The 20,436-nt window shown below is 74.1% G+C and carries 16 protein-coding genes; 7 read left to right on the forward strand and 9 right to left on the reverse strand.

Annotated elements, in window-relative coordinates:
• Window positions 1–1,857: 1,857 nt before the first annotated feature.
• From ACFYXA_RS25875 to ACFYXA_RS25890, 4 genes are read right to left on the reverse strand one after another with little or no spacing between them, the layout of a single operon-like run.
• Window positions 1,858–2,010: a DUF6760 family protein gene (locus tag ACFYXA_RS25875; protein WP_165430358.1), complete on the reverse strand. Its 153-nt coding sequence runs from the start codon at window positions 2,008–2,010 to the stop codon at window positions 1,858–1,860.
• Window positions 2,007–2,543, reverse strand: coding sequence for a hypothetical protein (locus ACFYXA_RS25880; protein WP_389036838.1), 537 nt, complete (start codon window positions 2,541–2,543; stop codon window positions 2,007–2,009). The genes ACFYXA_RS25875 and ACFYXA_RS25880 overlap by 4 nt, the downstream gene beginning before the upstream one ends.
• Window positions 2,543–2,986 carry a phage tail protein gene (locus ACFYXA_RS25885; RefSeq protein ID WP_130438933.1) on the reverse strand — a complete coding sequence of 148 codons (444 nt, stop codon included), beginning with the start codon at window positions 2,984–2,986 and terminating at the stop codon, window positions 2,543–2,545. Before ACFYXA_RS25885 ends, ACFYXA_RS25880 begins: the two co-directional genes overlap by 1 nt.
• Before the next feature lie 52 nt (window positions 2,987–3,038).
• Complete coding sequence (locus tag ACFYXA_RS25890; protein WP_352244650.1) at window positions 3,039–4,631, reverse strand: phage tail sheath subtilisin-like domain-containing protein; 1,593 nt, start codon at window positions 4,629–4,631, stop codon at window positions 3,039–3,041.
• A gap of 236 nt (window positions 4,632–4,867) precedes the next feature.
• Here ACFYXA_RS25890 and ACFYXA_RS25895 point away from each other — a divergent pair, with 236 nt between their 5' ends.
• The 3 genes from ACFYXA_RS25895 (at window position 4,868) to ACFYXA_RS25905 (ending at window position 9,679) form a co-directional block, all read left to right on the forward strand.
• Window positions 4,868–6,604 (forward strand): DUF4157 domain-containing protein, encoded by a 1,737-nt coding sequence (locus ACFYXA_RS25895; protein ID WP_389036842.1) that lies wholly within the window; start codon window positions 4,868–4,870, stop codon window positions 6,602–6,604.
• 90 nt (window positions 6,605–6,694) lie between these two features.
• Window positions 6,695–8,134: a hydrolase gene (locus tag ACFYXA_RS25900; RefSeq protein WP_352244652.1), complete on the forward strand. Its 1,440-nt coding sequence runs from the start codon at window positions 6,695–6,697 to the stop codon at window positions 8,132–8,134.
• Between the two features lie 120 nt (window positions 8,135–8,254).
• Window positions 8,255–9,679, forward strand: a complete 1,425-nt coding sequence (locus tag ACFYXA_RS25905; RefSeq protein ID WP_389036846.1) for a ricin-type beta-trefoil lectin domain protein — start codon at window positions 8,255–8,257, stop codon at window positions 9,677–9,679.
• Between the two features lie 32 nt (window positions 9,680–9,711).
• Here the strand turns inward: ACFYXA_RS25905 and ACFYXA_RS25910 are convergent, their stop codons facing one another.
• The 3 genes from ACFYXA_RS25910 to ACFYXA_RS25920 all read right to left on the reverse strand — a co-directional run bounded on the left by ACFYXA_RS25910 (window position 9,712) and on the right by ACFYXA_RS25920 (window position 13,180).
• Window positions 9,712–11,787: an ATP-binding protein gene (locus tag ACFYXA_RS25910; protein WP_389036849.1), complete on the reverse strand. Its 2,076-nt coding sequence runs from the start codon at window positions 11,785–11,787 to the stop codon at window positions 9,712–9,714.
• Window positions 11,784–12,446 (reverse strand): DUF4255 domain-containing protein, encoded by a 663-nt coding sequence (locus tag ACFYXA_RS25915; RefSeq protein WP_389036852.1) that lies wholly within the window; start codon window positions 12,444–12,446, stop codon window positions 11,784–11,786. The genes ACFYXA_RS25910 and ACFYXA_RS25915 overlap by 4 nt, the downstream gene beginning before the upstream one ends.
• 155 nt (window positions 12,447–12,601) lie before the next feature.
• Window positions 12,602–13,180, reverse strand: coding sequence for a LuxR C-terminal-related transcriptional regulator (locus tag ACFYXA_RS25920; RefSeq protein ID WP_352244931.1), 579 nt, complete (start codon window positions 13,178–13,180; stop codon window positions 12,602–12,604).
• Between the two features lie 376 nt (window positions 13,181–13,556).
• Here ACFYXA_RS25920 and ACFYXA_RS25925 point away from each other — a divergent pair, with 376 nt between their 5' ends.
• The 4 genes from ACFYXA_RS25925 (at window position 13,557) to ACFYXA_RS25940 (ending at window position 18,599) form a co-directional block, all read left to right on the forward strand.
• Window positions 13,557–13,694 (forward strand): hypothetical protein, encoded by a 138-nt coding sequence (locus ACFYXA_RS25925; RefSeq protein ID WP_389036855.1) that lies wholly within the window; start codon window positions 13,557–13,559, stop codon window positions 13,692–13,694.
• A complete protein-coding gene (locus tag ACFYXA_RS25930; protein ID WP_389036858.1) occupies window positions 13,691–16,555 on the forward strand; it encodes an AAA family ATPase in 2,865 nt (954 codons plus the stop codon). The genes ACFYXA_RS25925 and ACFYXA_RS25930 overlap by 4 nt, the downstream gene beginning before the upstream one ends.
• Window positions 16,556–16,683: 128 nt before the next feature.
• Complete coding sequence (locus ACFYXA_RS25935) at window positions 16,684–18,159, forward strand: FAD-binding protein (RefSeq protein ID WP_389036861.1); 1,476 nt, start codon at window positions 16,684–16,686, stop codon at window positions 18,157–18,159.
• 68 nt (window positions 18,160–18,227) lie between these two features.
• Entirely contained in the window at window positions 18,228–18,599 is a 372-nt protein-coding gene (locus ACFYXA_RS25940; protein ID WP_389036864.1) for a DUF952 domain-containing protein, read from the forward strand.
• A gap of 21 nt (window positions 18,600–18,620) precedes the next feature.
• Here the strand turns inward: ACFYXA_RS25940 and ACFYXA_RS25945 are convergent, their stop codons facing one another.
• Both ACFYXA_RS25945 and ACFYXA_RS25950 read right to left on the reverse strand, forming a co-directional pair.
• Complete coding sequence (locus tag ACFYXA_RS25945) at window positions 18,621–18,986, reverse strand: antibiotic biosynthesis monooxygenase (protein WP_352244662.1); 366 nt, start codon at window positions 18,984–18,986, stop codon at window positions 18,621–18,623.
• Window positions 18,987–19,041: 55 nt separating this feature from the next.
• Entirely contained in the window at window positions 19,042–20,322 is a 1,281-nt protein-coding gene (locus ACFYXA_RS25950) for a hypothetical protein (RefSeq protein ID WP_389036868.1), read from the reverse strand.
• Window positions 20,323–20,436: the final 114 nt, after the last annotated feature.

A 20,436-nucleotide genomic window follows, 5' to 3' on the forward strand; every position in this document is an offset into this window, starting at 1 on the left:
CGTGCGCTGACCTGCTGAACCTGAACTGGGCACACCTGCCGGGCCCGTCGGGGCGGGCGCGGGCCGACTCGTCGGAGGTGTGCGGTGGTTGTGGGCGGGGCTGGCTGCGGTTGGCGATTCGGCCGGTCCCGGGGCGGAGGTGCTCGGGCCCGCTGTGGGCGTGCCCGTCGGAGGTGCGGGGCGCTTGCCGACGGGGTTGGCTGCGGTCTGAACCGTCGGTGCCGAGGTGGGCTTGCCCGCCGTCGGTGATGCGGCCGGGGCTGCCGGTGTCCCGGTGCCCGCTGGGCCAGCGGTGGACGTACCCACCCGCCCCGGCGTGGCATCGCCCGTCGGAGGTGTGGGGTGCTTGCCGGCTGGGTCGGCTGCTGTTTGGACCGTAGGTGCCGAGGCGGCAGTGCGCCTCGGGCCTGAGGCCGGGTGCGATGCGGCTGGGGTCGTCGGTCCGGGGGCGGGGTTGCCCACTGGGCCTGCGGTGGGCATGCCCGACTGCCTCGGTGCGGCATCCCCCGTCGGAGGTACGGGGCGCTTGCCACCAAGGTTGGCTGCAGTCTGAGCCGTCGGTCCCGACGTGCGCTTGCCCGCCGTCGGCGATGCGGCTGGGGTTGCCGGTGCCGGGGTGCTCGCCGGGCCTGCGGTGGGCGTCCCCACCCGCACCGGTCCGGCACCGCGCGCTCGACTCACGGCAGTGGGCGTCGGGTTCGACGTAGGGGCCACGGGTCCGGTCGTACGCGCGTCCGTCGGACGGGTCGTCCGCTCACCTCCCGCACGCGGGGTGGGCCCGCCGGCCGGACCGGACGGGCGTCCACCGACCGGAGTGGGGCCGGAACCGTCCGCCGGTCCCGGCCCCGCGCCCGTCGGCGTCGACGTGCGTCCAGCGTGCGGGCTCGGAGCGGGCCGGCCCGTCGACGCCCGCTGCACGACCGCACCCCCCTCGCCGGACTCCGGCGACGGCGCAGCCGTAGCGCCGCCCAGCGTCCGCTGGACGGTGGGCGCGTCGGCGCGCGCCCCCGGTGCCGGTGCGGCCGTCACGGAGGGGGCCGGGGCGGGCTCCTGGGCGGAGGCCGGGGTTCCGCCGTCAGTGGGCGCGCCCGAGCCGCTCCTGGGGCTGCCCGTGGCTCGCGCGGGCAGCGCGCGCCGTTGCACCGGCGAGGCGGCCGACCTGGTCAGCGGCGCGGAAGCCGGCGGCGTCGACGGCGGTCGGGCGGACAGCGTGCGCCGCTGTGCGGGAGCCGCCGCAGCCGGCGGAGCCGGGAGCACGTGGACGCCCCGCGCCGCGACGACGGGGCCGGGGGCCACGGCCGGCGTCGGCGCGGCGGGCGCCGGGACCGGGGCGGGTGTGACGGGAGCGGGGACCGACGGGGAAGGAGCGGCCGCCGGCGGTTCCGCGGACGTGGCCGGGTGCGAGGGCCCGGACGGCAGCGTGGTCATCCGCTCGCTCCGGCCGCCGTCCAGGACGGAAGGTGAGCGCGTGCCGGTGAAGGAGGGGTTCTGCCAGGTGGCCAGCCGACCGCCGAACCCGGCGTCGGCGACCCCCGCCGTACGACGGTCCGCGGCCCGCTGGAGAGGGGGCAACGCCGTCCACCCGGCGGAACGGGGACGCACCGCACCGCCGTCCGGGCCGGTCGCCCCGCCGGCGGCGGAACCACCCGGGACGCCACCGCCCGACGGACCGGCCGGACTCCCCGCAGCCCCGGCGGCCCCGGAACCGCCGACGTCAGAACCGCTCACGCCGGAGGCACTCACGTCCGATCCACTCACGCCGCCGCCACTGCCGCCACTGCCGCCACCGCCCGACTCCGACCGCTTCCGGCCGGAGTCGGCGCCCCCGCGGAACCTCTCCAGGAAGCCCATCAGTCCTCAGCTCCCCGTCCCTGCCACGAGGGCCGCGATGCGGTCCGTGTAGCGGCGGCGGTCGTGGTGTTCGAGGTCCAGGATCTCGTCCTGGCTCCAGTGGAAGTGGAAGGCGACGTACGCGATCTCCTCGTGCAGCCGGTCGGTCGCGTACGTCACGATTCCCCCAGGCGGCTCCCGCCGAGTTCGACCTCGAAGGGCTCCGCGCAGTGCGGGCACTCCACGGTCGCGCGGGTGTGGCCCTCCGCGTTGATCTGGCGGTAGAAGTCCTGGAGGAACGCCAGGTCGGAGGCGAACATGTTCTCCACGACGCCGTCGTGGACGAGCGGCAGCGTGCCGAGGCGGGTGATGACCCGGCCGAGCAGGACGACCGACAGGTACGCCGGGTTCTCCTGGACGCGGATGTCGCGCAGCGGGACGAGTTCGTCCCGGGCCGTGGACAGGCGCATCACGCCGTCGCGGTGGACGACGCCGGCCTCGTCGACGTAGCCGCGCGGCAGCTCGAAGGGGAACTCCGTCTGCAGGCGCTGCTGAACCGGCGGGGGCACGGCGGACGCCGGCGCGGCGGCGGCCGGGAAGGGCGCCGGAGCCGATGCAGGCCCCGGCTCCCCGCCGCCCGCGGCCGGAACCGCGGCCGGAGCGGCGGCCGGAACCCCGGCCGCCGCCGGCCCCCGCGCAGCCGTACGCCGCATTACTCGATGACCAGTTCTTCGAACGTGATGGTGACCGTCTCCGTCAGCGCGGAGGCCTCACCCGCCTTCACCGTGCTGGTGTCGATCTTGCTGCACCAGGCGTTGCGCATGTTGTACCGCTTGACCGGATTGTTCTGGTAGTCCATCACCATGATCGTGGCGTTCTTGCGGGCGGTGCCCATCGCGCCGTTGATCGACTCGGTGATCCACTGGTTGAAGGCCGCGGACTGGGTCATGCCGCGCACGACCGTGCAGGTGCCCGCCTTCTTCACGCCGGGCAGCTTCTTGGTGACCGGCTTGCCCTGCGCGGAGACCTGCTGGTACTCGATGACGTCCTGCTCGATGCTGAGGCCGCTGACCTCGGCGAGGTACTCGACCATCACGCCGTCGATCTGCAGGCCGAAATTGTGCGAAGTGAGGGCGTCACCCGGCTGGAGACTCATCTTGCTTTCCTTCTAAGGGATTTGACGACAGGGGGCGGAGTGGAAGGCGCGGCTACTCCTCCAGCTCACCGCTGCCGCTGGAGAACTGGGCCAGCCGGAAGATCACGAACTCGGCGGGCTTGACCGGCGCGATGCCGATCTCGCACACCACCCGGCCGACGTCGACCGACTCCGGCGGGTTGGTCTCCTCGTCGCACTTGACGTAGAAGGCCTCCTCGGGCCGTGCGCCGAACAGCGCGCCGGACCGCCACTCGTTGACCAGGAACGCCGAGACGTTGCGCCGGATACGGGCCCACAGCGCGTGGTCGTTGGGCTCGAACACCACCCACTGGGTGCCGATCAGGATCGACTCCTCCAGGTAGTTGAAGTACCGGCGGACGTTCAGGTAGCGCCAGGCCGGGTCGGAGGCGAGGGTGCGCGCGCCCCAGACGCGGATGCCGCGGCCCGGGAAGGCCCGGATGCAGTTGACGCCGATCGGGTTGAGCAGGTCCTGCTCGCCCCGGGTGATCTGGATCTCCAGGTCGACCGCGCCGCGCACGACCTCGTTGGCCGGGGCCTTGTGCACACCGCGCTCGAAGTCGTTGCGGGCCCACACGCCGGCCACGTGGCCGCTCGGCGGGACCAGGCGGGCCTGGCCGGTCGCCGGGTCGAAGGCCTTGATCCACGGGTAGTACAGCGCCGCGTACTTGCTGTCGTAGCCGGCGGTCTCCTGCCGCCAGACCCGGATCTGACGGGCGTTCAGGCCCGGCGGCGGGTCGATGACGGCGACGCGGTCGCCCATCAGCTCGCAGTGCGCGATCAGTCCGAGCTGGACCGCCTTGACGGCCTCCAGGTCGATCGCGCCGCGCTGGTAGGCGGCCATCAGGTCGGGCACCGCGACCATGGACACCTCGTCGATGGCCTCCAGGCCGCCGAAGCCGGTGCGGTCCGCGCTGTCGCCGAGGTACTGGGCCGGGCCGACGGTCCCGTCCTGCGCCGCCGGGGCGGCGGGGGCGGCGGCCGCGGGCGGCACGGCCAGCGTCACCGTCTGGTTGTCCGGGCGGACCAGCTGCGCGGCGGGCGCGGCCTCGGCCACCGTGATGAGCTTGGAGCGCTCCTTGACCTGGGTGACCACGTAGGAGCGGTTGCCCTTCTTGGCGGTCACGTCGAACGTCTCGACGGCCTTGTCGCCGTCCTTGACGATCAGCCGGAAGCGTTCGGCGGGGCCTTCGCCCTCGGGGTCGGCGACCTCCACGCTCAGCGGGGCGCCGCTCTGGCCGGCCTGGGTCGCCGTCACCGTGAAGGCGCCGAGCTGCGTGGGCTCGCCGGCGGGCAGCGCGGCCGGGGCCTGCGAACCGCCCACGGCAGCGGGCGACTTGGCGTCGCCGGGGGCGCCCGCGGGGCTGCCGCCCACCCGGACGACGTACGCGGCCGAACCGCCGTTGTTGAAGAAGCCGTAGACGGAATGCGCCAGGTAGTACCCGTCGGTGAAGTCACCGAACGCCGCGACGTACTGGGTCCAGTTGGTGACCAGCGTCGGCTCGTTCAGCGGTCCGGTCGGCGCGAGTCCGACGAAGGCCGCGACGGAGGTCCCCACCCCCTCGATCGGGCGGGAGCCGCTGGCCACCTCCTCGACGTATACGCCGGGCGACAGGTAGGACGGCATGCTGTGCTCTCCTCGGGGTACGCGTCAGGACATCTCTCACGGTCACGCGCGAAGCGCGTCGGTCGAAACGTCCCCGGGTGCCGAACCGGGGGCAGACCGTCTGCCCCGAAGGGCAACGCCCGCCGGCCGCGCCCGCTCTCTCTGCCCCTAAGGGCCTTGCCCCGCCGCCGATTTCTCGGCCAGGCTGGTTCGCTGACGTGGCTTCTTCACCGTCAAGGCCGTCGAGGGGAGCGCTCGTGCGCGCGCAGGACAAGGGCAGTTCGCCGAAGGAACGGACGCCCGGCTCCCGGCCCGCCGTCCGCGCGGCCCGGCCCCCGGGACCGGCGGCCACCGTGCTCGACCTCCAGCGGCTCGCCGGCAACGCGGCGGTCTCCCGCGCCGTCGACGCGGAGCGCCACCAGCACTCCGCCGGCTGCGGACACGAACAGCAGCCCGCCGTGCAGCGCAGCTCCCTGGTGCACCAGGTGCTGAACTCGCCGGGCCGCGCCCTCGACACGCCGCTGGCCGGTGAGATGTCGGCCAGGTTCGGAGGCGTCGACTTCAGTTCCGTACGCGTGCACACGGACGCCGTCGCCCAGCGCTCGGCCGCCGAGATCGGCGCGAGCGCCTACACCTCGCGCGAGCACGTGGTGTGGAACGGCCGGGACAAGCACACCCTGGCCCATGAGCTCACCCATGTCGTCCAGCAGCGCCAGGGCCCGGTCTCCGGCGCCGACAACGGCGCGGGCCTGCGCGTCAGCGACCCCGGCGACAGCTACGAACGCGCCGCCGAGGCCAACGCGCACCGCGTGATGTCGGGACCGGCGCCGGTCCAGCGGGCGGTCGGCCAGGACGCCGGGCACGACCACGCCGACCACGCGTCCCCGGACGCGGCGCACACCGGCGGGACCGACGCCTCCGTCCAGCGCCGGGTGGAGACCCCGGCGCGGGTGGGCTTCGAGTTCCAGCAGTTGGACAGCCAGGTCGACGTCACGCAGGGCGCGGGGTCCGACTCGGAGGCCAGCGTGTACCCGACCAAGGCGAAGTACTACGGCAGGGGCAAGGGCCAGTGGTACGTCGTCAAGGACGGCAAGAACCTGGAGTTCGTCACCCAGCCCTTCGAGACCATGGATGAACTCGTCCAGGTCATGGGCGAGATCAAGCGCGTGGCGAAGATGCTGGACTTGGTGACCAGGCGGGACCAGGCGGGGGACGAGTCCGACGGGTCGCCGGAGTTCGAGATCGGCGACAGCTACGTCACCGTCTACGCCCCCGACAGCTCCGGACAGCCCCAGGTGAACCCTGATGTGCCTCTGGACTCCCTGCCCGGCCTCTACCAGAACGCGGCCGACGACCAGGAGCACTTCCAGGACTTCCACGGCGCCAACCAGAAGTTCTGGCGGGCGGAGAAGACCAAGAAGGAGATGGCCGACAACGCGCGGGTCGCCCAGGGTGCTCTCGCCGTGGACGCCGCCCACCTGGCCAAGGTCTTCCGCATGCAGAGCGAGCCGTCCGCCGCCCAGCTCGGCAGTGTCCGCGGCCTGCTCCAGGTGCTCGCCTCGGCCGCCGTGCACAAGGCGTGGTACAAGACCAAGCTGTCCAAGGACCAGCCGGTCCTGCTCAAGAACCACATGGGCAAGCTGTGGCAGAGCCTGGTCGACAGCGACGTGATCGGCGGTGGTGTCGACGCGAGTGACGTGGTGACGCTCATAGGCACACTGCACCCGGAGCTGGAGCCGGAGGACGACATCACCGCGCAGATCGTCAAGGCCGTGATGCGAGGCCAGGACCCGGTGTGGGGCAGCGAGATGGAGCCCGTCGACATCGGCGCCCCCGCGCAACAGGGCGGCCCCGCGACCGGCGACCGCAAGCAGATCCTCGTGGAGCTGCGGCGCGTGCCGATCCTCGCGATCGACGAGTGGCCGGCCTTCGCGGCCACGGCCTTCTCCCACTTCATCGACGACACCGCCGACCGCTACCACCAGAACCTCTGACACCGGGTCCGCGGAGCTGCCCGAACGGGCACACCCCCCTGCCCCTGGGCCTCATGACGCCCCCGGCGGGCCGGACGTAGCCTCGCCGGGGTGACCCTGTGGACCTCTCTCGAACCCGCCTCCGTCACCGTCGACCCCGGCAGCCGGGCGACCGTGCGGCTGCGGGTGCGCAACACCGGTGACGTCGTCGACGAGTACCGCTTCGAGCCCGTCGGCCCCACCGCGCCCTGGACCACGGTGGAGCCGCCCACGCTGCGGCTCTACCCGGGTACGACGGGCACGGTCGAGCTGACCTTCGCCCCGCCGCGCACCCCGGACGCGACGGCCGGCCCGAACCCGTACGCGGTGCGGATCACGCCGACCGAGCATCCGGACGCGGTCACCGTCCCGGAGGGGAACCTCACGGTCACGGCGTTCACGGAGGTGCGGGCCGAGCTGGTCCCGCCCACGGTGAAGGGCCGTTTCCGGGGGCGGCCCCGGATCGCCGTCGACAACGTCGGCAACACCCGCGTCACCGCCTCGCTCAGCGGCGGCGACACCGGTGACCGGCTGTCGTACGAGCTGAAGCCGTCGAACGTGCAGATCGAGCCGGGCCGGGCGGCGTTCGTCGACGCGACGCTGCGGCCCCGCGACATCATCTGGTTCGGGTCCAAGGAGGAGCACCCCTACTCGGTGGCGGTACGGCGTTCCGGCGCCGAACCCCTCGCCGTGGACGGCACGTTCGTGCAGCGCGGGTTCCTGCCGCGCTGGCTGGCGACCGCGCTGAGCTTCTCCCTCGCGCTGGCGATCGCGTTCGTGATGATCTGGATCGCCTACAAGCCGCAGGTGCGCAGCCTCGCCGAGGAGCGGCTCGCGGAGGCCGGGGTCAGCACCCTCCCGCCGCCCAGCCCCAGCCTCAGCGCCGCGCCGAGCGCGCCCCCGTCGGCGGCCGTCCCGGTGCCCGCGGCGAAGCCCGAGAGTCCGGCCACCGCCGACGCCGGCGGCACGGCCGGTTCCGGTGGCGGCGGCGAGAGCGGCGGCGGGGGCGCGAGCGAGGCGCCGAAACCGAAGCCGAAGCCCAAGCCGGAGACCGCCGCCACCGCCGTCAAGCAGCTCGCCGCCCGCAGCGAGGGCCGCCACATCTGCTACCGCGCCTATGTGGCCGACCGGGGCTGGCAGAAGCCGGTGTGCGACGGCTCCGAGGCCGGCACGACCGGCAAGGGCCTGCCCATCAAGGCGCTGAACATCGCGGTGGCCGGCACCGGCGGCGTCAGCGGCAACGGCGCGCACGTCGTCGAGGACTGGCTGACCGGCGACAAGTGGTCGAGCGCGGCCGACGGCAAGGACATGTACATCGGCAGCAGCAAGGAAGCCGTCTCGCCGCTCCAGGGCTTCACCATCAAGGTCAACGACGGTTCCGTGTGCCAGAACGCGAACGTCAAGGGCAAGGGCTGGATGGGCCTCGGCTGCACCAAGCCCGGCGACTGGCGGTACGGCGGCAGCAACATGGACGAGGGGCTCCAGCTGGAGGCTGTCGAGTTCACGGTCTGAGGACCCGAAGTCCGCTTCTGCGAGGGGGACTTCGGGGGCAGGGCAGGTCGTCCCCTTCGGGCAGCGGTCCTGCCCCGCCGCTTCCTGACGGGCCGCCGCCCTCACCCATAGCGTCGACAGGTGACTCTGTGGACCTCCCTGGAACCGGCGGCGGCGACCGTGGACCCCGGCGGCAGCACGACCGTCCGCCTGCGGGTGCGCAACACCGGTGACGTCGTCGACGAGTACCGCTTCGAGCCGGTGGGCAGCGTGGCGCCCTGGACCGCGGTGGAGCCGCCCACGCTGCGGCTCTACCCGGGTACGACGGGCACGGTCGAGCTGACCTTCGCTCCGCCCCGCACCCCGGACGCGGCGGCGGGCCCCAGCCCCTACGCGGTGCGCATCACCCCCACGGAGCACCCGGACGCGGTCACCGTCCCCGAGGGCAACCTGACGATCACCCCGTTCACCGAGATGCGGGCCGAGCTGGTCCCGCCCACGGTGAAGGGCCGTTTCCGCGGACGGCCCCGGCTCGCCGTCGACAACCTCGGCAACACCCGGCTGACCGCCTCCGTCGCCGGCTCCGACAACGGCGACTCCCTGTCGTACGAGATCCGGCCGGGCAACGTGCAGATCGAGCCGGGGCGGGCCGCGTTCGTCGACGCGACGCTTCGGCCCCGGCAGATCATCTGGTTCGGGTCCAAGGAACAGCGTCCGTACGCGCTCACCGTGCAGCGTTCGGGTGCACAACCCCTCGTCCTGGACGGGACGTTCGTGCAGCGCGGGTTCCTGCCGCGGTGGCTGGCGACCGCGTTCAGCGTCGGCCTGGCGTTGGCGATCGCGTTCGTCATGATCTGGCTGACGTACAAGCCGGCCGTCACCAGTCGCGCCACCGAGAAGCTCGCCGAGGCCGGCAGCACCGCGCTGCCCAGCCCGGTCGCCTCCGCGCCGGCCGCGCCGAAGGCCGACGCCTCCGCCGCGCCGCTGCCCGTCCCCGAGGCGCCGTCCGCGCCCGCGCAGACCCAGGACCCCGGCTCCGGCACGACCGGCGCTGCGGGCGCGCAGCCGGACTCCCCAGGGTCGGGCTCGGGCGCGTCGGGTTCGGGGACGTCCGGGTCCGGCGGGGGCAAGCCGGCCACCGGCTCGACGCCGAAGGCGAACCCGAAGCCGGTCCCCGGGCAGCTGATCATCGGGCAGGCCTCCGGGCGGTGTATCGACGTCACCGGCGCGGCGGACGGCAAGGGCAAGGACGGCACCCCGCTCCAGCTGTGGGAGTGCGCCGGGACCCCCAACCAGAAGTGGGTGTTCCACGGCGACGGCACCGTCCGCACGCTCGGCATGTGCATGGACGTCGCCTGGGGCTCGCGGGACGACGGGGCCGTGATCCAGCTCGTCCGGTGCAGCGGCAACCCGGCGCAGCAGTTCGTGCTGAGCACCCGGGGCGACCTGGTGAACCCGCAGGCCGACAAGTGCGTCGACGTCAAGGACAACGGCACGGGCGACGGCGCCCGGCTCCAGCTGTGGACGTGCTCGGGGACACCGAACCAGAAGTGGCGCGTGCAGTAGGCCGCTCGCAGTAGGCCATTCGGCGAGGTGCGCTACCAGCCGGCCTCGCCCGGCACCAGGCGGCCCGCCTTGCGGTACTCGCGGCGGGCCCCCTCCAGCAGGTCCCCGTCGCCGACCGGTTCGCCCCGGCCGGCGGCGAGGTAGGCGGCGGTCACGACCGCGCTGCGGATGGAGCCGCCTGCCAGCTCGAACTGCGCGGCGAGCGGGGCGGGGTCGATGCCGTCGGCGCACGGCACGTGGGACAGCCCGTGCCGCCACAGCGCGAGCCGCTGCCCGGCGTCGGGGAACGGGAAGTCGACGACCAGGTCCAGCCGGCGGGTGAACGCCTCGTCGATGTTGGCGCGCAGGTTGGTGGTGAGCAGCGCGATCCCGTCGAAGGACTCCAGCCGCTGGAGCAGGTAGGCGCTCTCCATGTTGGCGTACCGGTCGTGCGCGTCCTTGACCTCCGACCGCTTGCCGAAGACCGCGTCGGCCTCGTCGAAGAGGAGCACGGCGTCGGTGCGGTCGGCCTCGGTGAAGATGCGCTCCAGGTTCTTCTCGGTCTCGCCGACGTACTTGTCCACGACCGACGACAGCTGCACCACGTACAGGTCGAGGCCCAGTTCGGCGGCGACGACCTCCGCGGACAGGGTCTTGCCGGTGCCGGACTCGCCGGCGAACAGCCCGAGCACGCCCCGGCCCCGCCCGCCGCCCGCGCTGAGCCGCCAGTCGCCGAGGACGCGGTCGCGGTGGCGGGCGCGCAGGGCGAGCTCCCGCAGCTGGGTCAGCGGCCGCTCGGGCAGGACGAGATCCTGCCACCCGACCGCGGGCCGGATCCGGCGCGCGTGCCGCTCCAGCCCGGACGCGGACTGCTGACGTGCGGCGAGCCGGATGTGCGCCGCGGTGAGCGGGCCGCCTTCGAACGCGGCGAGCCCCTGTGCGGCGCGTGCGGCCCGGGCGATCCGCTCCCCGCCGAGCCGGTACGGCGCGACGGCGGCGGCCAGGTCGAAAGCGCCGGCGGGGCCGTTGTCGCCGGCGGGACTGTCGACGTCGGCGGGACCGTTGTCGTCGGCGGGCTCCGCCTTCCGCGTCGCCGCCGCCTCCAGCGCCGCCGACCACGCCGCCGTTCCGCCGGTGCGGCGGCGGGGGGCGTCCAGGGTGAGCGGGTCGTGGGGGGACCAGTGCGGGTCGTAGGGGCGGGGGTCCGTCAGGAGGACGGTGACGTCGGTCGCCGCGGTGAGTGCCGTGACCAGCGGGCCGGGGCGTTCGGGCAGGCCGGACAGGACGAGGGCCAGGCCGCCGAGGCGGGCCTCGCGCAGCAGCTCGGGCACCCGGTCCTCGGGCCCGGTGAACCGCAGCGCGCGCACGCCGGCCGCCTCCAGAGCGGCCGCGATCGAGGCCACCCCGTCGCCTTCGCGGTGTTCGCGCAGGTAGGCGGTGAGGGGGCCGCTCCTCAGCAGGGCGGCGAGGCGGGCGGTGAAGTGCTCGTCGTCGGCGGGGAGCGGCTCCGGCAGGGGGTGCAGACGGCCGTGCAGGGCGGCGTCCGGGGTGTCGTCGCCGAGGAGATGGCCGAGCACCCGGTCGGGGACGCGCAACGAGCGGGAGAGGAAGGGCCGTTCCGGCTCCTCCAGGTCCAGCAGACCGAGCGCGCGCAGCGGTGCGCCGGCGTGGAGGCGGGCCCGGGCGGCGGCGAGATGCTCGGGCACGCCGCACAGGTCGAGGGCCAGCCCGGTCGTGGCCCGGCGCCGGCTGACGTCGTCGTTGAGGTAGCCGTAGAGCGGCTCGAAGCGGCGGTCCAGGTCGGGGGCGAGGGCGACGAGCAGGATCGCGGTGTCGAGGTCGGTGAGGGAGAGGCGGGCGGCGAGGGCGGTGAGGGGATCGGGGTCGGGGCCAGGGGCGCCGAGCGGGGAGTCGGGCGCGTCCGGGGCCGCCGTCGTCGCCGGGGCGGTGAGGAGGTGCCGTACCGCCTCCTCCGACAGGTAGAGGCCGCGCAGGGGGTCGTCGGCCGTCGGGTCGGTGGCGGCACGGTGGTCGACCAAGGCGGCGACGCGCTCGCGCAGCCGGGCGAGACGGGCGAGGAGGGGGCTGACACGGGTGGCGGCGGGGGCCTCGTCGCGCAGGTCGGTCATCGGGGATTCCGGGTCTCGCGGGCGGCGCGGGCCGCCGCCACCTGGTGGGGACGGTGGACGCGCTCACCGGACTCCGGCGGCTCGCCGTCCATGCCGCGCAGGCGCACCGCCGCGCCCTCGGTGACGGGCGGCCCGGCGTCGTACTCGGGGTAGGCCGGGAACGGCGCGGTGACCACCAGGTCGAGGGACGGCTTGAGCTCGCCGCCGAGCGCCGACCAGATCTCGGCCAGGGAACGCGACTCGGTGTGCAGACCGGCCACGGTCAGCGGGACGGCGAGCCCCAAAGCGCCTAGGGCGCCGGGGAGTTCCTCGGCGGGGAGCAGCTCACGCGGGATGAGTGTGGCCAACACCGCAGACAGCAGGCGGTGTTCGTCCTGCGGGGTCTTCGTCCACGCCGTCACCAGGTACGACAGCCGAAACCAGCGCGGGGGTTGGCGGCGGCGTACGACGAAGTCCCGCTCGTCGCGTACCGGCATCTGCCCCCGCTGCCGCCGGGCCACGTCCTCACGGATGTCGTACAAGTAGGCGTTGACGACAGGGGCGTTGCGGCGGGCCGCCCAGTCGCGGGTGGGCGCCTCGAAGGAGACATCGATGCCCGAGCCGGTCAACGCGCCGCCGCCGAGCAGCCCTTTGAGGACCTCGTCCACCTCGTGGATCACGTCGTGCTCCTCAACTGCCCTGCTGCCGCCGTTCGTTCACGGGCGTCCGCCCTGCCGTCGATCGTCCCCCGAACGCCGCGGGGGCCGCACGCGCGGCGGGGTCGGCGGACGGGCAGGTGTGCTGCCCGCGTGTCCGCCTTCGATTGCCCGTTCGGTCAGATGTAGCCTTCCCGAAGGGCATATGCCACGGCGTGCGCCCGATTCCGCAGATGCAGGCGCGTCGTGAGTCCGTGCATCACGTTCTTGACGGTTCGTTCTGAGTAGGACAGCTTGCTGGCGATCTCCCCGGTGTCGAGGCCCTCGGCGACCAGCCGCAGGACGTCCACCTCCCGTGGCGCGAGCCCCAGCGAGGGGGTGCCCGCGCGGCTCGCCGCGCCCCGGTGCAGGGTGCCCACCTGGCTGATCAGCCGGCCCAGCAGGTCGGCCGGCAGGTCGCCGTCACCGCGTGCGGCGGCCTGGACCGCCGCCACCAGCCGGTGCGCGGTCGCCTCACGCCGCCAGACGATGGCGCCGACGCCGCATTCGATGACGTCCAGCAGTTCGTTCTCCCGGATCGTGCCGACGACGAGCACGGCCCGGCCGCCCTCGCTGCGCACGATCCGGCGCAGCCGGGCGAGGGCGGCCTCGTCGAGGGCGTCCTCGACCAGCAGGGCGACCGTGTCGACGCCGCTCTCCTCGCGGATCTCTATCTCCGGGCGGGCGCGGAGCTGGCTGACGGCGCCCTCATGGCTGATGGGGTCGCAGGCCTGTACGACGACGGGCGTGCGGCGCGGGGTCCGTACGGCGACGGAGTCCCCGGCGCGGTCCTGCGTTCTCGGCGTGGGCCGGTCGGGTGTCCTCGCGGTCGGGTGGTCTGCCGTCCGGGGCGCGCTGAGCAACCGAATCCCCCTTGTTCACGGACCCGCCGACCGGCGCGGGACCGGTGACGGGAGATCGTGCTCCACATTTCTGCGCGGGACGCGGCGGCGCAATCGTGGAGCACCACGAGGCGGACCACGAGAGCAACGCCGGCACCGCCACCACGAGAAGCGTCCGGCGCGGGGATCAGTGCAGGTCAGGGGCCATCTGGCGATGTGCCGGCGGCTCATGGGGGCGGGTCCTCGTCCCGCCGTGAGCCTCACCACAACCGCCGTGCGCGCCGCCCCCGGCCGCCACCCCGCCCACGTCACCGACGTCTACCACGCCGTAAGCGTCACCACCACCGTCAGCGAGTACACGAGTCACCACGAGCACAGGAGGCAGGGATGACCGCACCGTTGCCCGAGCGCGAAGAGGCGCACGCGCTGCTCGTGGCCGAGACGGAACGCGCCCTCGCGGGCAGCGGACGGCTGGTCCTGCTGCGCGGAGCCACCGGGACCGGCCGCTCCGCCGTGCTGGAGGCGGCCGCGGCGCACGCGGCCGGGCGCGGTCTGCGGGTGCTGCGGGCCCGCTGCTCCCCCGAGGACACCGGGGTGCCGTTCTCGGCGGTGCTCCATCTTCTCGGCCCCGTGGCGGAGTTCGCGGACGTGGCGCCCGGTCCTGACGACCGGGGCAGCGCGGCGCGGCTGTGGCGGGTGCTGCGCTCGTACGCGGCGCGGTCGCCGCTGCTGGTGGCGGTGGACGACGTCCACCTCGCCGACGCCGCGTCACGCCGCTGGCTGGTGGAGGCGGCCCGGCGCATCGACCGATTACCGGTGCTGGTGGTGGCCACCGAGCGCAGCCAGTACGACATCGGTCCGCAGCCCAGCGGTCTGACCCACGCGCTCTCCCCCTCCCTCGTCCGCACCCACACGCTCGCGCCGCTCTCCGACACCGCGTCGGCGGAACTGGTCGCGGCCGCCGTCCCGACGGCGCCGGCGGAATGGACGGCGGACTGCGTGCGCGCCGGCGCGGGCAGCCCGCTGCTTCTGCGCGCCCTCCTGGAGGACCTGCACGGCGCCCCGCCCCCGGCCCCGGTGCCCGACACCTGCGCGGCCCTGTACCCGGGGGCCTACCCGGCGGCGGTGAACTGGTGGCTGGACAACACGGACCCGGACACGACGAACCTGGCCCGAACCCTGGCAACCCTGCAACCACCGCGCGCGGCGCAGGCGGGGGCGGAGGCGTCAGTGCCCGGCGGGGCGGCCTGGGCTGAGCCGGCGGCATCCGAGGGGCGGCAGGCCGGTGCCGGCCGGGTCGTGGCCCTTGCTGCTCCGCCGGAGGCGTTCGTCGGGTTGCTCGCCGATGCCACCGGGTGTGATCCGGCGCGGGTGGCCGGGTGGCTCACGGCGATGGTGCGGCTGGGGATGCTGCGGCCGGGCGGGGAGGGGGACGGGCGGCCGCGTTACGCGCATCCGCTGCTGCGGGACGCCGTCCTCGCCGGCTGGTCCACCGCCCGCCGGCAGGAGGCCCACCGGGCGGTCGCCGAGGCGATGCTGCGGCGGGGCGACCGGGTGGAGGAGGTCGCCCGGCAACTGCTGCACAGCGGCCCCGTCGGCCTGCCCTGGGCGCTGCGCGTCCTGCGCGACGCCGTCACCGTCGCCGAGCGCGAGGCCCGCCCCGGCGACGCCGTCGTCTACCTCCGCCGGGCCTTGCGGGAACCGCTCGCCGACGACCTCAGGCAGCGCCTGCTGACCGAGCTCGGCTCGCTGGAGTACGCCTCGGCCGACGCCCCCGCCGGCATCCCCCGCCTCGCCGAGGCGCTGACCCTGACCGCCGAGCCCCGCGACCAGGTCCTCACCGCGATGGCGCTCGGCACCGCCCTCGCGGGCCACGGCGAGGTCCGCACGGCGATGGAGGTGATGCGCCGGCTGGAGACGCAGCTGACCGACCACCCCGAGCTGGCCGGCACCGCGCGGACCGCCTCAGCGCTGCTGTCGGACCAGGACCAGACGGTCCGCCGGGAGACGTACCGCCGGCTGACGGACATCGCGGAACGCTCCCCGGAGCTGGCCGGCGCCACCGGCCAGGCCCTCCTGGTCCGTTATGCGGCCACCGCGGGCGCGATCTCCGCACGGACGGCGATGAACCGGCTGCGCGCCCTGCTCACCGAACCCGCCGACCCCCTCGCCGAACCCTTCCTGCTGGGCACCGCCGCCGCGGTCGCCCAGTGGGCCGACGAACTCGACGAGGCGGAACGGCTGGTCGAACGAGGCCTGGCGGGGCAGCGTGCGTCCCTGCTCCACCCGATGCACCGGGCCCTGCACGACGTCACCCTGGACATCGCGGCGGCCAGGGGCGAGTACGGCCGTCTCCTGCCCCCGCACCCCGGACCGCCGGCCGGGGAGACCGCACGGCACGCCCCCGCCAACGCGGACGCCCACGCTCTCCTCGCCCTCGTGGAGACCGGCCGCACCCGCCAGGCCCGCCGGCTCGCCGACGGCTTCGACCTGCGCCAGGCGCCCGACTCCTGGGAGCTGAACCGCTTCCTCTACGCCCGCGGTGTCCTGCGCCTCACCGAGGGCGATGTCACCGGCGCCCTGCACGACTTCCTGGAGTGCGGCCGCCGCCAGTCGGCCCGCACGGTGCTCAGCCCGGTCGTCACCCCGTGGCGCTCGGCGGCCGCCGTGTGCCGGCTGGCCCTGGGCGACCGGCGGGAGGCCCTCGCCCTCGCGCAGGAGGAACTGCGGTTGGCCCGCGTGTGGGACACCCCCCGCACCACCGGCCGCGCCCTGCGGGTCCTGGCCGGGGTGACCGGCGGACGGCGCGGTGCGGAACTGGCCGACGACGCGGTCGGCGTCCTGCGCGACACCCCGGCCGGCGCCGAGCTGACCGCCGCCCTCCTCACCCGGGGCCGGCTGCTCACCACCGCCGGGGACCGCTCCCGGGGGCGGGACGTCCTGCGCGAGGCCGCCGAACACGCCGAACGCCTGGGCGCCGTACGCCTGCGCACCCGTGCGGAGGAAGCCCTCCGCGCCGGAGGCGCCCGCCGCACCGCCGCCGCCCGCACCGGCTCCGGCGCCCTCACCGACAGCGAACGCCGTATCGCCGAACTGGCCGCGGACGGCCGCACCAACACGGAGATAGCCGACCTCCTCCACATCGCCCGCCGCACCGTGGAGACCCACCTGACCAGCACCTACCGAAAGCTCGCCATCCGCCGCCGCACCGAACTCCCCACCGCGCTGAAGGAGGAGGACCCGAGCGGCTGAGTCCACGGGGCCTGGCGCGAAACAGTGCCGCGGATGGCCGGACCGCACCGCATTTGAGGGGCTCAACTGCCTTACGCTGGCGCAGATTTGATCATTCCTCCCGCACCGCTCGAAAGGTGGTACCGCGCATGCCCCGCACACCGTCCAGACGCAACGTCCTGCGTGGACTCACGGTCGCCGGCACAGCCGCGGTGGTCGGCTTCGACACCGTCTCCCGCAGCTGGGCCACCGACGGCACGGCGTCCGCCGCGCTGACCGGCATACCCGCGCTGGACGGCACGCTCCTCACCGACGCCGCATCCCTCACCGCCGCCGCCGACGACTTCGGCCACATCGTGCACCGCGGCCCCCGCGCCGTGCTGCGCCCCGGCTCCGTGCGCGACGTCGTCAGCATGGTCCGCTTCTGCAACACCCACTGCCTCCCCGTCGCCCCCCGCGGCCAGGGACACGCGACGTTCGGCCAGGCCCAGGCGGAAGGCGGCCTGGTCATCGAGACCACGCCCCTCGCGAACATTGGCCCCGTCGGCCCCGACAGCACCACCGTCACCGTCGGCGCGGGCGCCCGCTGGAGCGAGGTCGCCCGGGCCACCCTGGCCCACGGCCTCACTCCGCCGGTCTTCACCGACTACCTCGAACTGTCCGTCGGCGGCACCCTCTCCGTCGGCGGCCTCGGCGGCCAGGCCCACCGCCACGGCGCGCAGGTCGACAACGTCACCGAGCTCCGCGTCGTCACCGGCGCCGGTGAACTCGTCCGCTGCTCGCCCACCCGCCGCGCCGACCTCTTCCACGCCGTCCTCGCCGGCCTCGGCCAGTGCGCGGTCATCGTCGAGGCCACCCTGCGCCTCGTCCCCGCGCCCGAGACCGTGCGCCACTACCACCTGCCGTACACCGACCTGGAGACCTTCCTCGACGACCAGCGTCTCCTCATCGAGGAGGCCCGCTTCGACTACGTCGACGGCCAGGTCTCCGCGGACGCCGACGGCGCGTTCCGCGTCTACACCCTGGAGGCGGTCGCCTACGGTGCGCCCGTCGGCCCCGCCCCGGACGACGCGGCCCTCTTGCGCGGCCTGCGCCACGACGCCTCCCGGCTCAGCTACGAGGACAAGCCCTACTTCGACTTCCTCAACCGGCTCGCCCCCTGGGCCGCCGCGCTGAAGGCCGCGGGCGTCTGGAACTTCGCGCACCCCTGGCTCAACCTCATGGTCCCCGGCACCCGCGCGGCCGCCCTCGCCGCGCCGCTCCTGGAGGACCTCACCCCGGAAACCCTCGGCCCCGGCGGCGTCGTCCTCTTCTACCCCCTGCTCCGCGACCGCCTCACCACCCCCCTGCTGCGCGCCTCCGACGAGCCGACGTCGTACCTCTTCGACATCCTGCGGGCCGTCCCGCCGGGCGACAGCGCCGCCGTCGACGGCGCCCTGGCCGGCAACCGCGCCGCCTACGAGTCCGTCGCCGCCGCCGGCGGCACGCAGTACCCCGTCGGCAGCATCCCGTTCACCCCCGCGGACTGGCGCGCGCACTTCGGCCCCGCCTGGCCCGCGCTGAAGGCGGCCAAGCGCACGTACGACCCCCGGGGCATCCTCGTCCCCGGCCAGCACGTCTTCTGACGTCCCCGGCACCGGCCGAGCGGTCAGGTCACGGTCCCACCGCCTGACCGCTCCCGGATAATCGGACGATGATCTACCACGTCATGCCGAAGGACGAGAAGGACGACTGGGACGCGAACCCCGGCCGGCCGTACGCCCCCGCCTCCCTCGCGGCGGACGGCTTCGTGCACTGCTCACCGGACGAGCGGACGACGCTCGCCGTCGTCAACGCGTTCTACAGGACCCCGGACAGGCCGCTGCTGGCCCTGCTGCTGGACGAGGACCGGCTCGGCGCGCGGTGCGAGTGGGAGGCGGCGGCGCCCGCCCCGCCGCCCGGGGTGGCCGAGGACGTCCTGTTCCCGCACGTCTTCGGCCCGCTCGACCGGGAAGCCGTCGTCAGCGTCCTGGAGGTGGTGTGGGACGAGGAGGGGCGGGCGACCGCTCTGGCCGCGACCGGCTGACCGGCCCCTCCCCGGCCGGTGTCAGTCCTGCCTGGGGCCGGCCTGCTGGACCACCTCGAAGGACCACAGCGTCGCACCCGTCGCCGCGGGCTTCGGCCGCTCACCGCCCTCGGCGGCGTGCCCCTGAGCCGAGCCTGCCCCGGCGGAGCCGGACGCGCCGGCGTGGGCCGCCTGGCCGCGGCCCGACATCCACGCCTGGAAGTCCTCCTCGCTGCGCCAGCGCGTGTACACGAGGTAGGTGTCGGTGCCCTCGACGGGGCGGAGCAGCTCGAACCACTCGAAGCCGTCCGAGCCCTCCACCGCGCCGGCGCGGGCCGCGAACCGCTTCTCCAGCGTCTCGCGCTGCTCTTCCGGGACCGTGAGTACGTTGATCTTGACGATGCTCATGGGCCCATTGTCGCCCCCGAGGGCAACCGAGGGCGGCCGGGAGCGGCCCCGCGGGCTAGGAGCCGTCCGCCCGCACCGCGTACACATACCGCGTGCCGTCGTACTCGCTGAGGTTCCAGATCACGGACTCAGGGAACGCCCAGCCGGACGCCGAGCTGCTGTGGAAGCTCAGGTCCTCGCAGCCGATGGCCAGGTCGCAGACGGTGGTGGCGGTGTTCGCGCCGGACGTGAAGGTGCGCAGGGCGCCCTTGCGGGTGCGGCCGTCGCTCACCGAGAGGTAGTGCTTGCTGTTGCGGGAGACGACGCCCTGGATCGACTTCTGGCTGATGCTGACGGCCTCGGACGCGGTCAGGGACGACGGCTGCCGGGTCGTGTAGTCGAGGTTCCAGCGGACCACCTTGGGCGCGGTGACGCTGCCCTTGCCGGTGCCGATGTAGCCCTTCTCGTCGTAGTCGACGATGCCGGCCTCCGAGTACTCGCTGATCACGAAGCTGTCGGGGCTGCTCGCCCGGTCGAGGCCGATCGCCGAGTAGCGCAGGTAGGTGCCCGCGTTGTCGTAGGCGTGGCTCTGCGGCAGGACGTACTGGTAGCCGTAGCCGTAGTACTTGCCGTCGGTGTGCAGCCCGCACACGTCGGCCTCGGCGGTGTCGACCTTGAAGAAGTTCCGCAGGTCGAACACCCGCAGCCCCTTGTACGTGTCGACGACGTACAGCAGGTCCCCGTACCAGAGGATGCCGCCGGCGTGCCGCTGCACGGGATTGAAGGAGTAGGCGCCGGAGCCGCTCCTGACCGGTTCGACCAGCAGGACGTGCCGGTAGGTGGGCGCGGCGGCGTTGCTGTAGTCGACGAAGCTCAGCCGGATGCCCTTGTCGAGCGGGTACTCCGGCTCGGGGTCGGTGTCGGTGTTGGTCTGGAAGTACCAGGAGACGATCAGGGCCTTGTTGTTCCCGTTCGCCGGGTAGAGGCCGTTGCCGTAGGCGTCGGCGCTGGTGGTGATGCCCTGCGGGACCCAGTAGTCGACCCCGTTGTCGCCGCTCTCCCAGGCGAAGCCGGCCTGGAACGCCTCGACGGTGCCCGGGGCGGAGGTGAGGCGCTGGGCGTTGCGGTTGGTGTCGGCGAGGACGGTGGCCGCGTCCACCTTGGGCAGGACGGCGGCCAGACCGGCCGTCAGATCGGCGAACTCGCCGTGGCTGTTGCGGGACCGGCTGGTCAGACGGAACTGGCCGGCGTCTACGGTCGCCGCGTGCGCGGTGGCCGGCGCCAGCACGCCGGCGCCGGCCGCGATCACCGGTGCGGCGGCCATGCTCTTCAGGATTGCCCTGCGGGTCGTGGTCATGACGCGCAAAAGTAGGCGCATTCGATCAAGCGGCACAAGCGGGCTCCGGCGGTCGCCTTTCTTCAAGACGCCCTCCGGCGCGCCGTTTTACGCTGATGACCTCACGGAACGTCA

This window comes from Streptomyces sp. NPDC002566 (assembly GCF_042889585.1).
In the GTDB taxonomy this organism is placed as follows: domain Bacteria; phylum Actinomycetota; class Actinomycetes; order Streptomycetales; family Streptomycetaceae; genus Streptomyces.